Origin of the sequence: Streptomyces sp. NBC_00289 (genome assembly GCF_041435115.1) — a bacterium.
Taxonomy (GTDB): domain Bacteria; phylum Actinomycetota; class Actinomycetes; order Streptomycetales; family Streptomycetaceae; genus Streptomyces.
In genome coordinates this window covers 9,645,136-9,661,435 of sequence record NZ_CP108046.1, presented here as the reverse complement: position 1 = coordinate 9,661,435, position 16,300 = coordinate 9,645,136, and the positions used below count along the sequence as shown (strand labels likewise).

Sequence of the window (16,300 nt, the reverse complement as noted above, 5' to 3'; positions counted from 1 at the left end):
GGATCGCTTCTTTAGTCAATGGCTGTTGGTTTTACACTGGTGTTCGTGGACGACCCGAAGGAAGTACGCGACGCCGACGTCTCCGCCATCGCCGCTCTGGATGAGCCGACGCGCAGGAGGCTGTACGACCATGTGGTGCGCCAGCCCGGCTCCGTCAGCCGGGACGAGGCAGCCGCCGCGCTCGGTCTGGCGCGCCAGACGGCGGCCTTCCACCTCGACCGGCTCGCCGAGGAGTCCCTGCTCGACGTGGTCTACGAGAGGCGCAGCGGACGGGCGGGTCCGGGGGCGGGCCGGCCGGCCAAGCTGTACCGGCGCTCGGCGAAACAGATCGCGGTCACCCTGCCGGACCGGCGCTACGAGCTCGCCGGGCGACTCCTTGCCCAGTCGGTGGAGGAATCCGGCGCAACCGGTGAGCCGGTACGGGATGTGCTGCACCGCAAGGCCGAAGAGCTCGGCACGCTGTTGGGCGAGGCGGGCAACGGAAGTCCTTTCGACCTGCTGGAGCGGTACGGGTTCGAGCCCCGGCCCGAGGAAGGCGCCATTGTGCTGGGCAACTGTCCCTTCCACGCGCTGGCCCGCGAGTACACGCAGACGGTGTGCGGCATGAACCTGCACCTGCTGCGCGGTGTCCTTCAGGGGCTGGGCGCTTCTGGGTACGCGGCCTGCCTGTCGCCCGGCCCGGGCCGGTGCTGTGTCCGGTTGGAACCTGTCACCTGACCGCCTCGGACGACTGAACCGGACTGTCCCCCAAGGCAGCGGCGGGCCCGCTGCCGGTGATGACGCGGACGCGGTGAGCGCAGTCTCCATTCGGTGGTGCCGTTCGATGACCAGCGCCGCGGAGTGGCGATGAACATCGCGGAGCAGGTGCCCACTGCGCGGCCGATGGGGAGGACGCCGGCGAAGTCGGTCTGGGTGGGCGCCGCCGAGAACGGCCGGTGCGGTGCGGATGAATGCGGCGCCCATGCCGGTGTTGACGGTGCGGGGCCGGCTCGGCAGGTGAGCCTGGTTGGCGATGCGGTCGAAGGGATCTTGTCGGCTTGGCATGCCAGGTCGGTGATGGTGTCCGTGATGGTCGCTGCCTGGGTGTTGCTCAGGTGGCGGGTGCGGACGGTGAGTTGGCTCGCGCCGGAGGAGCCCACCCGGGAGAAGGCCGCGCGCGTGCGTGGGCGCGGTTCTCGCAGGCCGACGACGGCCGGTGTCGCTGACTGCTATCGGGTCAGTTGCTTCAGCGCCTCGACGTGTGGGCCGGGTGGAAGCCGGGTCAGTGCGTCGCCTGCGGCGCGGGCATGGCGGTCGGCGGTCTGCCGGGCTTCGGCGAGAGCTCCTGAGCGTCGCAACAGACGGCTCAACTGTTGCTGGGCGCCTGGCGCGTATGTGTCTGTGGTGAGCAGATGCCGCAGGGCCCGCTGGTCGGATTGGTCGGCGCGGTCCAGGGCGAGCAGGACGGGCAGGGTGGGGCGCCGGTTGCGCAGGTCGCTGTCGCCGGGTTTGCCGCTGCGGCCGATTGCGTCGTCGTAGGGCAGGAGGTCGTCGCGGATCTGGAAGGCAAGTCCCAGGTGCTCGCCGAATTCGGTCAGCTTCTCCTGCTCCTGACAGGCGGCCCCGGCGAGGATCCCGCCGATCTGGCAGGCGGCGGCGAGCATGACTGCGGTCTTGCGGCGGGCCATGGACATGTATGCGGCAACGCCGCTGTCGAAATCGCCGGCGAGAGTGAGTTCGTGGGCGGCTCCCCGGCAGACGTCCAGACCGGCTCGGGCCTGGACAGCCAGGGCCTGACGGATCCGGTCGTCGCTGATGCCGCGGTCACCGCACTCGGCAAGGTGCGTGAACAGCGCGAAGAACAGGGCGTTGCCGGCGACGATCGCCTGCTCGACCCCGTACCGGGTGTGGACGGCGGGCCGGCCGCGGCGCAGCGGGTCGTTGTCGAGGATGTCATCGTGCAGAAGGCTGCCGGTGTGAGCGCACTCGAAGCCGACAGCCGCGGGCAGGACCTGGTGCAGGCTCGCACCGAAGGCCAGCGCACTGTGGCACAGCAGCAACGGCCGCAGCAGTTTGCCCGGGGCTTGGAGCGCGTAGCGGTGGATGGCGTCCAGGCCGGCCGCGCCGTCGGGCCAGCGGGCGGCGATCTCGGCTTCGATCGCGGCGCGGACTTCATCGGTCGACAGGTGCGTTGCCGTGGGCCGGCGTGGCACCGCGAGTTCGGTCACGGTGTGGGTCTTTCCGGGATGGGCGGCGCGGAGGCCGCAGTTCGGGCGGCTGTCTCTGGTGACGCACTGGCAGAACTCGAAATGGCGGCCTGACCAGGTGAGTCGCGGGGCACGGCGGGGCTGACAGTCAGCGTTCGGCGGCTGACCTCGGTTCGGTCACGGCTGCTTCACCACCACGAAGCCTCAAATTCCCGCTGCCCGCGTCATCCGTAGTGATGTCGGCCCGGTGGGAACGCGTGCGCAAGGCGAACGCGGTCAGGCCGGCCGCAGCGCTTCCCGCGGCCCACCCCGCACCCAGGAGAAGGCTGCTCCAGGGCGCCAGGCGCAGCCCGCCCGCGGCGACAGCGGACTGCATCGCGCCGTAGGCCGGCAGGTAACGCACGATGGCGCTGTCCGCGTCGGGGTTGGAGATGGGGTTCTGCAGCAGCAGGTCGATGAAACTGATCATGATGACGAGGAACATGCCCGCCAGTTCACTGCGCAGCACCGCCGCCAACAGCACGCCGATGCCCCCGTAGATCAGCGCGCCCGTGAACAGCCCGGCTGCGAAGAACACCTGCTGCTGCGGCCGCCAGAACAGGTGCATCCACGCGGTGGCGTAGGCGGCGACCGCGGCGGCCACCAGAACCAGAGAGCTGATCTTCGCCAGCGCCAGGCACATACGCGGGTAGCCGGCCTGGACCAGGCGCCGGTCGAAGGGTGCGGAGCGTGCGGTGGCGACGAACATCATGAAGCCGACGATCAGCGCGAGAGCCTGCAGGGCCCCGGTGATCTGCGTGAGGACGTTGCCTTCCATGGTCACCGAGCGGGCGGCCGGGCGGACGTAGAAATGGACCGGGATGCGGGTCACCACTTCGAAGGCCAGCGTGGTCCACACCGGGACGAAAACCACCACGATGATCAACGCGAGGCGGTTGCGCGCCTGTTCGACCAGCGCGAAACGCATCGCCGTTGCGACGCACTTCCACCAACGCCTCACGAGGCCGCCCCCAAGGTGCTGGTCACGCTGACCCGTTCGGCTTCTGCCAGGCTTCCCGCGGTCAGCCGGTACAGGGTGTCCAGGCGTTCGGCGTCGTAGGCGAGGTGGGAGACCACCAGGATCGCGCAGCCGCAGTCGCGCAGCCCGGCGGCCAGGTCCCAGAACCGCAGGTAAGTCTCCCAGTCGAAGCCCTGATAGGGCTCGTCCAGGAGCAGGATGTCCGGGTCGTGCATCAGGGCCAGGACCAGGTTCAGCTTCTGGCGGGTGCCGCCACTGAGCGTCTCCAGGCGCGCATCGCGGTAGTCGGCGCACTGTAGGACGTCCAGCAGCTCGTACGCCCGGTCCAGACTGTTCAGGCCGTAGGCGACCTGGAAGAACCGCAAGTGCTGCTCAACGGTGAACGCATCGTGCAGCACCGTCTCCTGTGGGCAGCTGCCCACCACCCCCCGGCATTCGACCGCACCGCCGTCCGAGGCCAGGTCGCCCACCAGGATCTTCAGCAGTGTGCTCTTGCCGGCTCCGTTCTCCCCCACAATGCCGACCAGTTGACCGGGAAACAGGTCCAGGGTCACGCCTGCCAGCACCGGACGACGCCGGTAGCTCTTACGCACGTCGTGCATCCGCAGCACGGCCTCGGTAGCCCTCATACCCTGCGTTTCCTTCCAGATCATTGTGGCCACTGTGACCGCGCGCCGCTCGGGGCATGCCGGTCGGGTGCCCGGGCAGCACGGCGCAACCACCGGCGTGCCCATCAGAGGGCCACGGGCGACGGCCGCGCCGTGTTCCCGGTTCTGCGCGGTCAGAGCCCTGGCGGGGCAGGACCGGGCGCTGGGAGCGGACGAACAGACGCAGACCCGCCCGTGGGTCATCACGCACAGGACGGCGAAGAACAGCCGCCCCCAGCGCCGTGACGGCGTCCACGCGGTGCTGATACAGGCCGAGCAGGCAGCGCACCACCGGCCGGTAGGCGCCAGGCACTTCACCCACGACGCGTTGCGCCGCAGTGAGCGAGGCGCGCGCCGCGGACGCCGTCGCCGCGAGCAGAGCCCTCACTCCCGGGGTGTCCTGCGCCTGCTCAAGGTCGGCGCGTGTGACACCGTGCCGGTCGAGGTCGGACAAGGGCAGCGTCAGCCGCCCGCCCCTCAGGTCCTCGGCCAGATCGGTGAGGAAGTCAACGCGCTGGAATCCGTCGGCCACCAGCCGGCAGGAAGCGGCGAACTCGTCGTCGGAGACCAGATGGGGCGTCAGACCCGTGCTCAGCATCAAACCGGGCCACGTCAGCGTGTCGATGTACCGCTGGTAGTCGGTCTCGTCGTCAAATCCGGGAAACCGCAGGTCGATGCGCGTCCCGGCCATATAGGAGTCCGCCCAGGACCGGGGCAGACCACACACTTGCGCGGAGTGCAGGTAGGCCCGCAGCAACGGGTGCCCCGCAACTCCGGTATCCAGCGCGCTCTGAACACGGGTTGCCCACGCCTCGAACCGCTTCTCGCGCGCCCCGGCAGCGCCCCGATCGCAGACGTCGTCGGTGAAGGCGAGCATCGTCGCCCCTGCCAGTGCGTGCGGCTGGAACTCGGGCGGTGCCAGCAGCCGTACCGCGCCCCACATGGCGAACTCCCGGCGCCTGAGATACCTCTCGGCCGCCGTGTAGTCAGCTCGAAGCTGCCGCCCTTGCACGCGGCCCAACTTCAGACAGTGCCGCCACAGACGCACGAGACCCCCCACAAAAGGATGATGACTGAAAGCGATTGATCGATCACAAAAAGTACCAGCGAGTGCAGCGGGTCTCGACCATGAGGCCATGGCGGCCTCGCCGTCGGCACCGGCCTCGGCGTCGCCTACCGGGCGCCGGGCCGGACCACGTGGCAGCGCGTCGGCGACCTCCCGGCCGTCGCCGTACCCCAGTTGAAGCTCGGCCCCGACGGCAGCACCCTGTACGCGGCCACGCATGGCCGCGGGATCTACTCGATCAAGGTGCGGGACTGAGACTGACCTGATGACGGGCAGGGGTGACCCGGCGGATCGCGGGGTCACCCCTCCTTCGCGTACGGCACCACACTCACGTGGAGCGTGAAGGCGACCCGCGCCGCACCTGCCACGTCCGGCGCCTTCGCCGACACACCGACCACGGCGGCACCGGCCCGGGTGCCCGTACACCGCAGCGACGCCCGGGCCCTACCGTCGCTGTCCACCTGCCATCCAGCCACCAGGACGAACACCGGTGCGGAGCTGTGCACGGCGGTCCACCGCTTGTCGTCCGCGCGAGGCCGCAGAACCAGGGACACCACCGTCCCCGGCCGTACGCACAGCCGACGCTCGACGGCGTCACCGGGACCGACAACGAGGTCCACACGTCCGGCGGCACAGCTCCCCGCCGAAACGGACGGCCCCGAGGACGACGCCTGCGTCTGTGCAGGGGTCGACGGCACCGCCGGGCTGCGACTCCCCGTCGGCACACCCGGCGATTGACCACCCGCCGACCCGCTGCACGCGGCCAGGACGACCACCCCGGCGGACATCGTCGCCCTGACCCACCTCCGCATCCCGGCGCCTCCCGGCCTACTGGTGCGAACAGCATCCCCTGTCGGCACACAGGACGACACCATGCCGCCCATCTGCCCCAGCCCGCACCAACCGCTGCGGACCGCCCCGGCCTTGATGCCGACACGAAGCTCCCACACCGTCTCCACCCCGCGGTGTCGCTGGTGAACGACCCGGGACCGCTTAGTGAGGGACGAGGCGACGTGGGCGGTCTGTGGCACGAAGGAACTCCGACGAGCGGGACGGAGTGCCGCATCCGGCAAGTTTCGCCCAGCTGCAGGCGTGCCGGGTCGCGCGTGTCCATGCTTCCGGGTGATCGCGGCGCGGCGTAGGTGTGGCCGCGTAGCCGCGCGGGTCATGCTTCCGGTCGTGTACGCCGGTCCGGCGGTTCGAAACGCGCGTAGAGGAGTCCGGTGTCGAGCGAAGAGAACAAGAGGTTGGTTCGCCGCTTCTACGCGGAGATCGACAAGGGCAACGTGGAGGCCATGGACGAATTCGTGGCCGAGGACTACCAGGACCACTCCCCGCCACCGTTTCCAGGGCTCGGGTCCGGTCGCGAAGGGCTCAAGCAGGCGCTCCGTCTTTTCTGGGAGGCCACTCCCGGGATTCATGAGATCGAGGATCAGATCGCGGAAGGCGACAAAGTGGTGACCCGGATGACGGCACGTGGAGTGCATGAACGGGACCTGCCCGGCATTCCCGCCACCGGAAACCGGCTCACGATGACGGCGACGGTGATTCACCGCATCGAAAACGGCAGGCTCGCGGAGAAGTGGTCGGACAAGGACCTTCTCGGCTTTCTCCAGCAGCTCGGCGTGATCCCGACGCCCGGCGATACGCCGGGATAGTCCAGGCGGCACCACCTTGTGGGCCCGGCGGACAGAGTGCCGGATGACGCCCGCCCACAGGCCGAACCCTGTCTGATGCGGCACTGGCTGACCGTGCGCTGCCGCAACGCGTCGATGGCTGCTTGAGTTTGAGGGGCCGGTCTCAGTGGGGGTCGCTCATCGGTGCTACGGACTGTCGAGCCGCCTCGGTCTCGGGCTCCATTAAGGTTCCTTCCGGATAATCCGTCTCGGATCGAATTGCTCTACGCTGGCAGGCATGACCGCCATGACGCCCGCGCGCACCGAACCGGACCTGTCGTTCCTCCTGGACCACACCAGTCACGTCCTGCGGAGCAAGATGTCCGCCGCCCTGGCCGAGATCGGCCTGACCGCCCGGATGCACTGCGTGCTCGTCCACGCCCTGGAGGAGGAGCGCACCCAGATCCAGCTCGCCGAGATCGGCGACATGGACAAGACCACGATGGTGGTGACGGTGGACGCCCTGGAGAAGGCGGGTCTGGCCGAGCGGCGGCCTTCCAGTACGGACCGGCGGGCCCGGATCATCGCCGTCACCGACGAGGGTTCCCGCGTCGCCGGGCAGAGCCAGGAGATCGTCGACCGCGTGCATCGCGACGCCCTGGCCACGCTTCCCGGCGGGGACAGGGATGCCCTCCTGCGGGCCCTGAAGCACCTGGTCGGCGACGGTCTGGCGAACCCCGTCGAGGCTCCGCGCACCGCCCGCCGGGCGCGCCAGTCCAGGTAGGCGGGGAAGCAAGGACAAAAGTAAGACCGAAAGAAATAGTCTGCAACAAAACCATCTGCTACGGTCTCTCCTGTCGCCACAACTGGCAGGAGAGCGCACATGTTTGCTGCATCCGGTTCCGCGTCACCACCCGCCGCCCCGCGCTCACGCCGGCTCGCCCTCGGAGTCCTCGCCACCGGGATGCTGATGATCATCCTCGACGGCTCCATCGTCACCGTGGCGATGCCGGCCATCCAAAACGACTTGGGGTTCACCCCCGCCGGCCTCAGCTGGGTCGTCAACGCCTACCTCATCGCATTCGGCAGCCTGCTCCTGCTGGCCGGCCGGCTCGGCGACCTGATCGGCCGCAGGCGCATGTTCCTGGCCGGCACCGCCGTCTTCACCGCCGCCTCACTGCTGGCCGGCGTGGCCACCACACCCGCCGCACTGATCGCCGCCCGCTTCCTCCAAGGCATCGGCAGCGCGATGGCCTCCGCCGTCAGCCTGGGCATCCTCGTGACGCTGTTCACCGAGCCCAGGGAGCGCGCCAGGGCCATCGCCGTCTTCAGCTTCACCGGCGCGGCCGGCGCGTCCATCGGCCAGGTCCTCGGCGGCGTACTCACCGACGCGCTCAACTGGCACTGGATCTTCTTCATCAACCTGCCCTTCGGCATCGCCGTCCTCGCGATCGCCGTACGGGTGCTGCCCGACGACGTCGGTCTGGGGCTCAGAGCGGGCGCGGACGCATTCGGCGCGGCTCTGGTCACCGCAGGCCTGATGCTCGGCATCTACACCGTCGTCAAAGTCGAGGAGTACGGCTGGACCTCGGGCCGTACGCTCGGCTTCGGCGCCCTCGCTGCCCTACTGCTCGCCGGGTTCCTCGTCCGTCAGGCCACCGCGAAGAACCCCCTGATGCCGCTGCGGATCTTCCGCTCGCGCAGCGTCTCCGCCGCCAACCTGGTCCAGATCCTGATGGTCGCCGCGCTCTTCTCCTTCCAGATCCTCGTCGCCCTGTACCTCCAGAAGGTGCTCGGGTACGGCGCCGCCGAGACCGGGCTCGCGATGCTCCCGGCAGCCGCCGTCATCGGCGCCGTATCCCTGGGAGTCTCCGCCCCTCTCAACGCCCGCTTCGGTGAGCGCAACGTCCTGCTGGCGGGCATCGTGCTCCTCGTCGGTGTCCTCGCTCTCCTCACCCGCATCCCCGTGCAGGCCAGTTACGCCGTCGACCTCCTCCCGGTCATGCTGCTCGCCGCGGGCTTCGGCCTCGCGCTGCCGGCGCTGACCACACTCGGCATGTCCGGCGCGAGCGAGGAGGACGCCGGTCTCGCGTCCGGCCTGTTCAACACCACCCAGCAGATCGGCATGGCCCTGGGCGTCGCGGTTCTGTCCACCCTGGCCGCCTCCCGCACCGAGAGCCTCGCGGCGGACGGCCGGACGGCGGCCGAGGCGCTGACCGGCGGCTACCGGCTCGCCTTCGCGGTGGGCGCGGGCCTCCTCGTCATCGCCTTCGCCGTCGCCTTCACGATGCTGCGCCGCCCAGAGCGCCAGGCCGCCGAGGAGCCGCCCGTCGACACGCAGGCTCCCGCCCGCTCCGCAGCCGTCTGACCCGCCCTCCACCCCATCCCGACCACTGAACGGCTGACCCCCATGAGCGAGAACACCGCCACCGAAAACACCACCGGCACCACCAGGAACGACGGTCCGGCTCCCCGGGCGCTCACCGACCAGGAGCTCTCCCAGCTGCTGCGGCAGCAGCAGTTCGGCGTACTCGCGAGCGTCAGGAGCACCGGCCACCCGCACCTGTCGACCGTCCTCTACGACTGGAACGCGCAGGAGCGCGTACTGCGGGTCTCCTCCACCGCCGACCGCCTCAAGGTCCGCCAGTTACGCCGCGACCCGCACACCTCGCTGCACGTCAGCGGTCCGGACGTCTGGTCGTTCGCCGTGGCGGAGGGCGAGGCGGAGATCGTGGACCCGGACGACGCGGCGGCCCCCGGCGAGCAGCCGCTGCCCGACCGGCGCGTGGTCATCCTGATCCGGGTGTCCCGCCTGTACGGGACCGCCCTGGACATCCCCTCCCAGGACTGAGACATCAGCGCGTACGCCTCATAGCCGCGGTCTGGGCGGTACCACGGCTTGGGGCGTTCGTCGGCGGACATCGGCAGGCGCCGTGCGTTGAGGGGCTCCACGCGTTTCGACGTGGAGCCCCTCGGTGTCGTGGAGGGTGACGGCTCAGAGTGCGGTGCCGGTCTCCTCGGTCAGTGCCTGCAGGAGGCGGTCCTGGAACGCTTCGTCGTGGACTGAGTGATGCGGCTCCGTCCGCTGGCGGTGGTACCAGTACCCGCCGGTGGTCAGGGCCTCGGGTTCGTCGCTGGAGGCGAGCCACTCCTGCGTGCGGTGGCCGAGTTCCAGATCGTCCGGCGCGCCCGCTCCGCCCATCTTCGTCGGCACCCAGCCCGGATCCACGGCGTTGCTCAGCGTTCCGGGACGCAGGCGGGCCACCGCGGCCGTGAGCGTCGTGACGAACAGCTTGCTGTCGGAGTACGACCCTGCGCTCTCGCCCCGCCAGTCGACCCCGTCGAGCAAGGGGCGCCCACCGAGATGAGAACCGCTGCTCAGATACACGAGTCGGCGTGGCCCGCGCAGCAACGCCGTGAGCAGGTAGGGCGCGATGACGTTGACCGGCATGACCGCCGGCCCACTCCACACACCGGCGTTGTGGATGACCGCGTCGAGCGGCTCTGTGTCGTTCAGCTCCGCGGCGATGCGCCGTACGGCGTCGCGCTCCGTGAAGTCGCCGACCACGAGACGCGCTCCCCGGTCGACCAGTGGGTCGAGGTTCCTCGCGCGCTCATCGTTCCGGGCGTGCACCACCACCTCGTGCCCTGCGGACAACAGGGAGTCCGCCGCGCGCTGCCCAAGGCCGTCGGCTGACCCGGTCACCAGGATCCGACTCACGATCGCACCGCCCCTTCGACGTGGGTGCCGGCGTGCCTGACATCCGGGCCCAAAGTGAGGGCGTCCGCCGCGCGTTTCCGCCCGTCGGCACCTTGCCTGAGTTCTCCTTGCATCGCAGTGCGTTTCCTTCCGCTCGTGGTCCGCCCCCACTACCGTCTTCGTAGCCCGATGCCGCCTTGCTGGAGCTCACGTACCACCCACAGGACCTGCCCATGTCCTGTCCACCTACGTGATGCACGCCTGACCATCTACACCGCCGAGCCCGGCAGCGCCTCCGTATTCCTCGCGGCACGACCGGGATGTCCGGCACACCACCCGCACAGAGGAACCAGCTCGCTCGACCGGACAGCCCGCAGCTCAGGCTGAACCGGCGGCATCAAGCTGCCCGCCCTGAGCTGGGCGCCTGCCAGCGCCCACCGGAGGAGATCGTCGAACGCGGTGACAACCGGGGGCGCTCCAGGGCGGCTGTCGCCGATCGACACCGCCGCCGCCTACCCGACGAGAAGCAGGCCGGCGAGGGCAACCACCGCTCCGGCGTCGATCGCAACGACGTGCCCACCATGTCGTGCAGTCGGCCCAGGACGCCCCGATCGCCTCAACCGAGACCTCGATGGGCGGCCCACAATGCCCCCGCGCGGCCGGCAGCGCCGACGACCAGAGCCGCCAGCTCTGGTTTGTCGGGGACGGGGAACGAGACATATGCGCCCCGGCCCCCGCCGACTGGTCGCCCGTAGGCCTTCGTAGCGAGGTGACCGTCCGGGAGAAGGCGGATATTGAGCGTGGTCAGTTCGAACACTTCACCGCGTCGAGTGTCCGTCCAGCGGAGCTCCTGCGGGATCGTGACGTTGATCGCCAGAGCACTCACTTCCAGGTCGCTGGTCATGGACGGATGATCTCACGCGAGTCGCCGCAGACATCCACATCGCAGTTCCGGTGCGCCTTCCACGCCTTCAAGCGGGCGGAGTTGTGCCCGACGCGGGAGCTCGGCCCGGTGCGCTGCCGTGCCTCGTCCGCGAGGGTCCCGGCCGCAGTCCCGTGTCCGCTCCGTGACCTGACGCGTCTGCTCGCGCGCCTCTTCCCGCATACAGCCCGCGCCGTTTACCGAGCGCGGGCCGGCTGCGCCGGGCGAGGCGAGGGGGGTGGCCGTTGCCGGTTTCGCAGGCGTACGACCGGGGTGTAGGCCCGGCTTCCGTATCTGTGGGACCTGTGTGAACTATGCGCCGCTTCAGGCCAGTTGGGCAGGACGCGGTTGACCTGTGCATGGCGCAGTGGTCGGCTTGCGTTCGCGTCCCATCCGACTGAGGAGAGGAAGCACACCGCTATGCGCAACAGATCATCACGGGGGCGGATCCTGCTGGCCGCGATCGGCGCGGCCCTGCTGGTACCCGTCAGCTTTGTCGGCCAGGCGCATGCCGACAGCCACCAGCCCGCCATGGACAAGCAGTCCGGCACGCGGATCGTGCTCGGCACACCGGAGAAATTGAAGACCGTCAAAGCGGCGGCGGCGCCGGGGGTCAAGGCTGTCGACTGCGCCGAGGGCACCTCCGTCCACGACCGCACATCGTCCTGCTCCAACTACCGTATCCCGGTGGAGTTCCTGGTCGACGGTGCGCCCGCCGGATCCGCGGTCCTGCACAGCAAGGCGACCGCGCAGCTGGACACCCGAAACCGCTACCAGTGGGAGCAGCGGGTCGAGTTGAAGCTGACCAATCCGACGACACCGTCCGCCGCCGAGGTGTCTGCCACGGTCAAGTACCAGACCGGGCACGCCACGGCATCGACGGCGCTCACCCGCATCCTGATCCCGTACGTCACCCAGACGTTCGACTTCACGTTGTCGTCGCCGGGCCGGAGCCTGGTCAACGACAGCATCGTTCCCTACGGGGACTTCTCGGCGCCGGGCTTCGACGACGGTAGCGCCTACCTCGGCGAAACCTTCCGCCCGCGCTGCGACAACACCCCGCGCATCACCCCCGTCGGCACCGGCGGCTGTGTCTACCCCGACGTCCCCGCGCTGTGGCAGATCGACGTCACCGACTGGCGCGTGGACAGCGTGGGCTGGCACGTGCTGTGGGCGCAGAAGAACCTGGCCCAACCCTGGGGCGTCAAGGGCACCCGGTATCCGCTGCACCGGACCTTCGACCAGTCGCTGATCGCGGACAACCGGCGGACCGCGTGCGGCCCTGACGTGCCCCGGCCGCCGGGGGCGGGACTGGCCTGTGACGAGTACCCCTTCGCCCAGTCCTACGAGGGCGCCAGCCGCAACTCGGACTACTCCTGCGAGTTCCTGCACAGCCGCGACAACAGCCGTGAGGGCAGCTACCGCAAGGCGTCGCTGAACGGGCAGCGTGTCCTGGAGAACGACCCGTTCTACGTCGCGGTGATCAACGTCCCGGCGACGCTGACCCCGCAGAAGCTGGACCAGCTGCGCGGCCCCGTCGGCTGCGGCGTCGAATCCTGAATCAGGCCCCACCTGTAGCACCCGCGCGCCCGGCCTCCCATCCTGGAGACCGGGCGCGCGCCCGCTTGACGAGAGGATCATCCGCATGGCCGGCCTCGTACGCCAGACGTCCAGCCAGGTCCACATCGACGCCAGCACCGTGGACCTGCTGGGCGCGGACCTGTCCACCGACTACGAGCCCGAACAGTGGGTCGGCGGCCTGATCGCCGCTGCCCCGTCCGGGGACGCGGTGCGCGTCGCCTGCGGGCAGGAGGTCGCCACCGTCCACGTCATCGCCCAGCTGTGGGACGAACGTCCACCCCTGGGCATCACTGATCTGGAAGCCTGGCAGGACATCGCCGAAGTGCCCGTCGACTGGCAGTCCCTGATGCTGGACTTCGGCACGACCGGGGACGGGGAGGACCCGGCGCAGCAGCTGGTGATGCCGGGCCCCGGCAGTTACCGGATACGGGTGTCGGCCCGTAACCGTGATGACGGCGACCCGCGTGACGACAGCGGCCCGACCGAGGCCCTGCTGATCCAGGTGTGGCAGGCTCCCCCGGAGGAGGACTGTGTGATCAAGCAGTCCAGCGATACCGCGCAGCTGTGGGCCGACCAGTGACCGCCGCCGGCACCACGCGGGCGACGGCAACCGACATCGCCCTGCCGACCGGCGAAGCCCGCGGGACTTGCTCGAGCAGGATGCGCTCAAAGGTGCACGTCCGGGGGCGGGCCGGTCCGGCCCACCCCCGTCGGGTCAGGACGCCGGCAGTGTCCGCTCCGGTGTGTTCCACCCGGAGACCCGCACCCGTGGCGCAGAACCGTGCAGATCGGCTGTCCGGTACGTGGCTGTCAACGTGAGCGACTCGCCGGGCCAGAGGCTGACCTCGTTGTCGGACCACTGCACCGGCAGCACCGGCTTCCCGGCCGTGTCCACCAGGTGTACGTCCGTGAGCAGCGACGGCGTCCTGCCACCGTCCGTGTTGCGCACGGTGACGGTCGTGGTCGAGGTGTCACCCGACGAGGTGGTCGATGCCGTCGCCGACACCGGAGCCTGCGCCATGGTGCCCAGTCCCTTCAGGTCGGCGTAGGTGGTCGTCGGCGTGTAGTACCAGTCGGTGTTGTCCCAGTCGAGGGTGTCCGGCTTGGTGGAGAGCCAGTAGACGTTGCGGCTCACCTCCTTGCCTGCGGAGTCGCTCAGGATCAGGCGCGCGAGGTAGGTCGTCGACAGACCGCTCACCGACGAGGGCAGGGTGAGTGCGGTGCTGCGCGCGCCGTCGCCGCCCACCGTCACACCGGTGACGGTCTTGTCGTACTTCTGGGTGCCGTCGGGGTTGAAGAGTGTGGTCCGTGCGGTGAGACCGGACGCCGGGGCGTGGCGGTTGTTCACCACGACGACCGACCGGTTGTCGTACGAGTACTGGACGTGCAGCGGCTCGTTCGCCTTCTTCGCCCCGAAGTAGGCGCCGCCCTGGTCGAGGTAGCGGTCCATCAGCTGCCAGTGGAGCGAGGTCCAGCCGCTGTTGAACATCCAGTAGACGACTCCCGTCGAGGGCTTGGTGGAGTCGGTGGCGTTGCGTCCGTACGCCTCGAACTGGGCGCGGACGTTCTCGTACTGGGCGAGCTGCGCCTTGCGAACGTAGTCGGTGAGGCTGGTGGGTGCGCCGTAGCGTCCGGTCAGCGCGTCGTCGTAGAGCTTCAGGGTGCTGAAGGTCGACGACGGCGATCGGTGGTACTGCTTGGAACTCGGGCTTTTCCAGAGGGTGTCGAGTTCTGTCTGGCTCATCATGCGGCGCAGGGTGTCGAGTGTCGGGATGTCGGGGCCCGCGCTGGTCTCGGAGTTGAAGCCGGTGGCGCCGCCCTCGCGCTTGGCGTACCAGTAGCCCGGCGGGATCCAGTCGTACGGGCCGGACATCTTCATGCCCGAACTGCCGCTGACCGGCGAGGACTTGTCGGATGCGGCCGCCACGACGGGGGTGGGCCAGTCGGCGGCCTTCAGCGCGTCGAGGTAGTTCTTCTCGATCGTCGCGTCGGGCGCGAAGTCGCTGCCGATGAGGAAGGAGATGACGCTGGGGTGGTCGCGCAGCCGGGCCGCCTCGGCGGCCATCGACGCCTTGGCGAGCGGGTGGTCGGCGGCGGTCCACTTGTCGCCCGGCTCGCCGCCGTTGACGTTCCCCTCCCACTTGTCGCAGCACTCCCAGCCGGGCAGCGTGAGGATGCCGTAGCGGTCCGCGAGGTCGAAGAACTCGTCCGGCTCGATGTGCCCTTCGAGGCGGATGGTGTTGAGGCCGAGGTCGAGTGCGTACTTCAGCCGGTCCTCGACGTACGTCCTGTCCCAGCGCAGGAACTCGTCGGGCGACCAGCCGCCGCCCTTGATGAGCAGCTTGCGCCCGTTGACGCTGTACTGCCGGGCGCCGTCGGAGTTGAGGGGGGCCTTCACGTCTCGGATGCCGAAGCTCTCGTGCGCCGTGTCGGAGACGGTACCGGCGGCGGACGCGGTGAGGTCGAGGGAGTACAGGGGCTGTCCGCCCATGCCCGCCGGCCACCACACCTTCGGCGAGGTCAGGTGCAGGCCCGGGACGTCGGCCGGGGCGAAGGTGACCGTCTTGGCCTCGTGCGCGGCAAGGGAGACGGACCTGCTGAACGAGATCGCGCCGATGCTGCCGGCGACCGTGGCGGTGACGGGGGAAGCAGTGTCGTTGCGGGCCTGGGCCTTGACCGTCAGGTCCGCGGCGGAGAGGGACGGCACGTCGAGCTCGGTGACGACGTGCGCGTCGCGCAGGGCGACCGGGCCGCCGCGCCGGACCAGCACATCTCGGACGATGCCCATGTTCTCGTCGGGCGGCGGTTGCAGCCAGTCGATCCAGCCCATGGTGAGGTTCTTGTTCGGGTTGTTGGGCTGGATGCGGAAGGCCACCGTGTTGGTGCCCGCGCGTACCAGCGAGGTGACGTCCAGCTCGTGGTGCGTGTACGCGCCCGCCACGTCGGCGGCCTTGGCGACCTGCTGCCCGTTGACGTAGACGTCGGCAGCCGACATCACGCCGCTGAAGTCCAGATAGGTACGCTCGCCGGTGTCGGCGACCGTGAAGTCCGATCGGTACCACCAGGGGACCTGGAAGTCGGCCTTGGGGATCTGCTGCTGGTTGGTGGAGTGGAACGGGTCGGCGTACTTCCCGTCCGCCAGCAGCGCGGCGAGCACCGTGGAGCGGGAACCGGCCGGATACCAGCCGCCCGCCGGATAGCCGGGTGAGGAGACCGCCGCGGCCGAGTCGGTCACCTTGGCCGTCGACTGGATGGTGTAGCCGGAGAGCGCCGTGGTGCTGCCGGCGCGGGAGGTGACGGTCGTGGTCTGCGCGTGGACACGGGGCGGCGAAGGGGCAGGGGCGCCGGCCCACGCGCTCGTGGAAAGCGTGCAGAGCAGGCCCAGGGCGACGGCGGCCGTGGCGAGGCGGCGTCTGATGACAGGGCGGTAAAACACGTCTGTCTCCTAGGGAGGTGGGGGAGCATCCGCGCTACGGCACTGCAAGTTAGGAACCTTTACTAACTGAGCCCTTAAGCTAGGGGCCGCGGCAAGACGTGTCAATCACCGTTGCCGCTGAGCGCGTT

15 protein-coding genes and 1 pseudogene are annotated in these 16,300 nt (G+C 69.5%); 8 read left to right on the top strand and 8 right to left on the bottom strand.

Annotated elements, in window-relative coordinates:
- Window positions 1-39: 39 nt before the first annotated feature.
- Complete coding sequence (locus OG985_RS43630) at window positions 40-717, top strand: helix-turn-helix transcriptional regulator (protein WP_371674679.1); 678 nt, start codon at window positions 40-42, stop codon at window positions 715-717.
- Between the two features lie 491 nt (window positions 718-1,208).
- Here the strand turns inward: OG985_RS43630 and OG985_RS43625 are convergent, their stop codons facing one another.
- The 4 genes from OG985_RS43625 to OG985_RS43610 form a co-directional block, all read right to left on the bottom strand.
- Window positions 1,209-2,207, bottom strand: coding sequence for a polyprenyl synthetase family protein (locus OG985_RS43625; protein WP_371673955.1), 999 nt, complete (start codon window positions 2,205-2,207; stop codon window positions 1,209-1,211).
- A 127-nt stretch (window positions 2,208-2,334) separates the two neighbouring features.
- Window positions 2,335-3,153 carry an ABC transporter permease gene (locus OG985_RS43620; RefSeq protein WP_371673954.1) on the bottom strand — a complete coding sequence of 273 codons (819 nt, stop codon included), beginning with the start codon at window positions 3,151-3,153 and terminating at the stop codon, window positions 2,335-2,337.
- Window positions 3,154-3,182: 29 nt separating this feature from the next.
- Window positions 3,183-3,833 carry an ABC transporter ATP-binding protein gene (locus tag OG985_RS43615; protein ID WP_371673953.1) on the bottom strand — a complete coding sequence of 217 codons (651 nt, stop codon included), beginning with the start codon at window positions 3,831-3,833 and terminating at the stop codon, window positions 3,183-3,185.
- The gene (locus OG985_RS43610; protein WP_371673952.1) at window positions 3,790-4,794 is read right to left on the bottom strand and encodes a squalene/phytoene synthase family protein; all 1,005 of its coding nucleotides are present in this window, start codon (window positions 4,792-4,794) and stop codon (window positions 3,790-3,792) included. Before OG985_RS43610 ends, OG985_RS43615 begins: the two co-directional genes overlap by 44 nt.
- A gap of 192 nt (window positions 4,795-4,986) precedes the next feature.
- Here OG985_RS43610 and OG985_RS43605 point away from each other — a divergent pair.
- Window positions 4,987-5,172, top strand: a pseudogene (locus OG985_RS43605) (hypothetical protein); the annotation flags it as partial.
- A gap of 44 nt (window positions 5,173-5,216) precedes the next feature.
- Here OG985_RS43605 and OG985_RS43600 read toward each other — a convergent pair.
- On the bottom strand, window positions 5,217-5,537 hold the full coding sequence (locus tag OG985_RS43600) for an acetyl-CoA synthetase (RefSeq protein ID WP_371673951.1): 321 nt from the start codon (window positions 5,535-5,537) through the stop codon (window positions 5,217-5,219).
- A 603-nt stretch (window positions 5,538-6,140) separates the two neighbouring features.
- On the opposite strand from OG985_RS43600, the gene OG985_RS43595 reads away from it, so the two are divergent.
- The 4 genes from OG985_RS43595 (at window position 6,141) to OG985_RS43580 (ending at window position 9,384) form a co-directional block, all read left to right on the top strand.
- The gene (locus OG985_RS43595; RefSeq protein ID WP_371673950.1) at window positions 6,141-6,575 is read left to right on the top strand and encodes an ester cyclase; all 435 of its coding nucleotides are present in this window, start codon (window positions 6,141-6,143) and stop codon (window positions 6,573-6,575) included.
- Window positions 6,576-6,831: 256 nt separating this feature from the next.
- On the top strand, window positions 6,832-7,317 hold the full coding sequence (locus OG985_RS43590) for a MarR family winged helix-turn-helix transcriptional regulator (protein ID WP_371673949.1): 486 nt from the start codon (window positions 6,832-6,834) through the stop codon (window positions 7,315-7,317).
- A 99-nt stretch (window positions 7,318-7,416) separates the two neighbouring features.
- Window positions 7,417-8,901, top strand: a complete 1,485-nt coding sequence (locus OG985_RS43585) for an MFS transporter (RefSeq protein ID WP_371673948.1) — start codon at window positions 7,417-7,419, stop codon at window positions 8,899-8,901.
- A 42-nt stretch (window positions 8,902-8,943) separates the two neighbouring features.
- Window positions 8,944-9,384, top strand: coding sequence for a pyridoxamine 5'-phosphate oxidase family protein (locus OG985_RS43580; RefSeq protein ID WP_371673947.1), 441 nt, complete (start codon window positions 8,944-8,946; stop codon window positions 9,382-9,384).
- Window positions 9,385-9,528: 144 nt separating this feature from the next.
- Here OG985_RS43580 and OG985_RS43575 read toward each other — a convergent pair whose 3' ends face one another.
- A complete protein-coding gene (locus tag OG985_RS43575; RefSeq protein ID WP_371673946.1) occupies window positions 9,529-10,254 on the bottom strand; it encodes an SDR family NAD(P)-dependent oxidoreductase in 726 nt (241 codons plus the stop codon).
- A gap of 595 nt (window positions 10,255-10,849) precedes the next feature.
- The gene (locus tag OG985_RS43570) at window positions 10,850-11,137 is read right to left on the bottom strand and encodes a hypothetical protein (protein ID WP_371673945.1); all 288 of its coding nucleotides are present in this window, start codon (window positions 11,135-11,137) and stop codon (window positions 10,850-10,852) included.
- A gap of 438 nt (window positions 11,138-11,575) precedes the next feature.
- On the opposite strand from OG985_RS43570, the gene OG985_RS43565 reads away from it, so the two are divergent.
- Together OG985_RS43565 and OG985_RS43560 are read left to right on the top strand one after the other, a co-directional pair.
- Window positions 11,576-12,715 carry a hypothetical protein gene (locus tag OG985_RS43565; RefSeq protein WP_371673944.1) on the top strand — a complete coding sequence of 380 codons (1,140 nt, stop codon included), beginning with the start codon at window positions 11,576-11,578 and terminating at the stop codon, window positions 12,713-12,715.
- 85 nt (window positions 12,716-12,800) lie between these two features.
- Window positions 12,801-13,316 (top strand): hypothetical protein, encoded by a 516-nt coding sequence (locus tag OG985_RS43560; protein ID WP_371673943.1) that lies wholly within the window; start codon window positions 12,801-12,803, stop codon window positions 13,314-13,316.
- Between the two features lie 135 nt (window positions 13,317-13,451).
- On the opposite strand, the gene OG985_RS43555 is transcribed toward OG985_RS43560, so the two are convergent.
- The gene (locus OG985_RS43555; RefSeq protein ID WP_371673942.1) at window positions 13,452-16,172 is read right to left on the bottom strand and encodes a sugar-binding domain-containing protein; all 2,721 of its coding nucleotides are present in this window, start codon (window positions 16,170-16,172) and stop codon (window positions 13,452-13,454) included.
- Between the last annotated feature and the right edge of the window lie 128 nt (window positions 16,173-16,300).

Excerpts from the sequence above, each read along its gene's own strand:
- OG985_RS43620 (WP_371673954.1), bottom strand. The coding sequence starts at position 3,153 with ATGCGTTTCGCGCTGGTCGAACAGGCGCGCAACCGCCTCGCGTTGATC.
- OG985_RS43615 (WP_371673953.1), bottom strand. The coding sequence starts at position 3,833 with ATGAGGGCTACCGAGGCCGTGCTGCGGATGCACGACGTGCGTAAGAGC.
- OG985_RS43610 (WP_371673952.1), bottom strand. The coding sequence starts at position 4,794 with ATGTGGGGCGCGGTACGGCTGCTGGCACCGCCCGAGTTCCAGCCGCAC.
- OG985_RS43590 (WP_371673949.1), top strand. The coding sequence starts at position 6,832 with ATGACCGCCATGACGCCCGCGCGCACCGAACCGGACCTGTCGTTCCTC.
- OG985_RS43585 (WP_371673948.1), top strand. The coding sequence starts at position 7,417 with ATGTTTGCTGCATCCGGTTCCGCGTCACCACCCGCCGCCCCGCGCTCA.
- OG985_RS43580 (WP_371673947.1), top strand. The coding sequence starts at position 8,944 with ATGAGCGAGAACACCGCCACCGAAAACACCACCGGCACCACCAGGAAC.
- OG985_RS43570 (WP_371673945.1), bottom strand. The coding sequence starts at position 11,137 with ATGACCAGCGACCTGGAAGTGAGTGCTCTGGCGATCAACGTCACGATC.
- OG985_RS43565 (WP_371673944.1), top strand. The coding sequence starts at position 11,576 with ATGCGCAACAGATCATCACGGGGGCGGATCCTGCTGGCCGCGATCGGC.
- OG985_RS43560 (WP_371673943.1), top strand. The coding sequence starts at position 12,801 with ATGGCCGGCCTCGTACGCCAGACGTCCAGCCAGGTCCACATCGACGCC.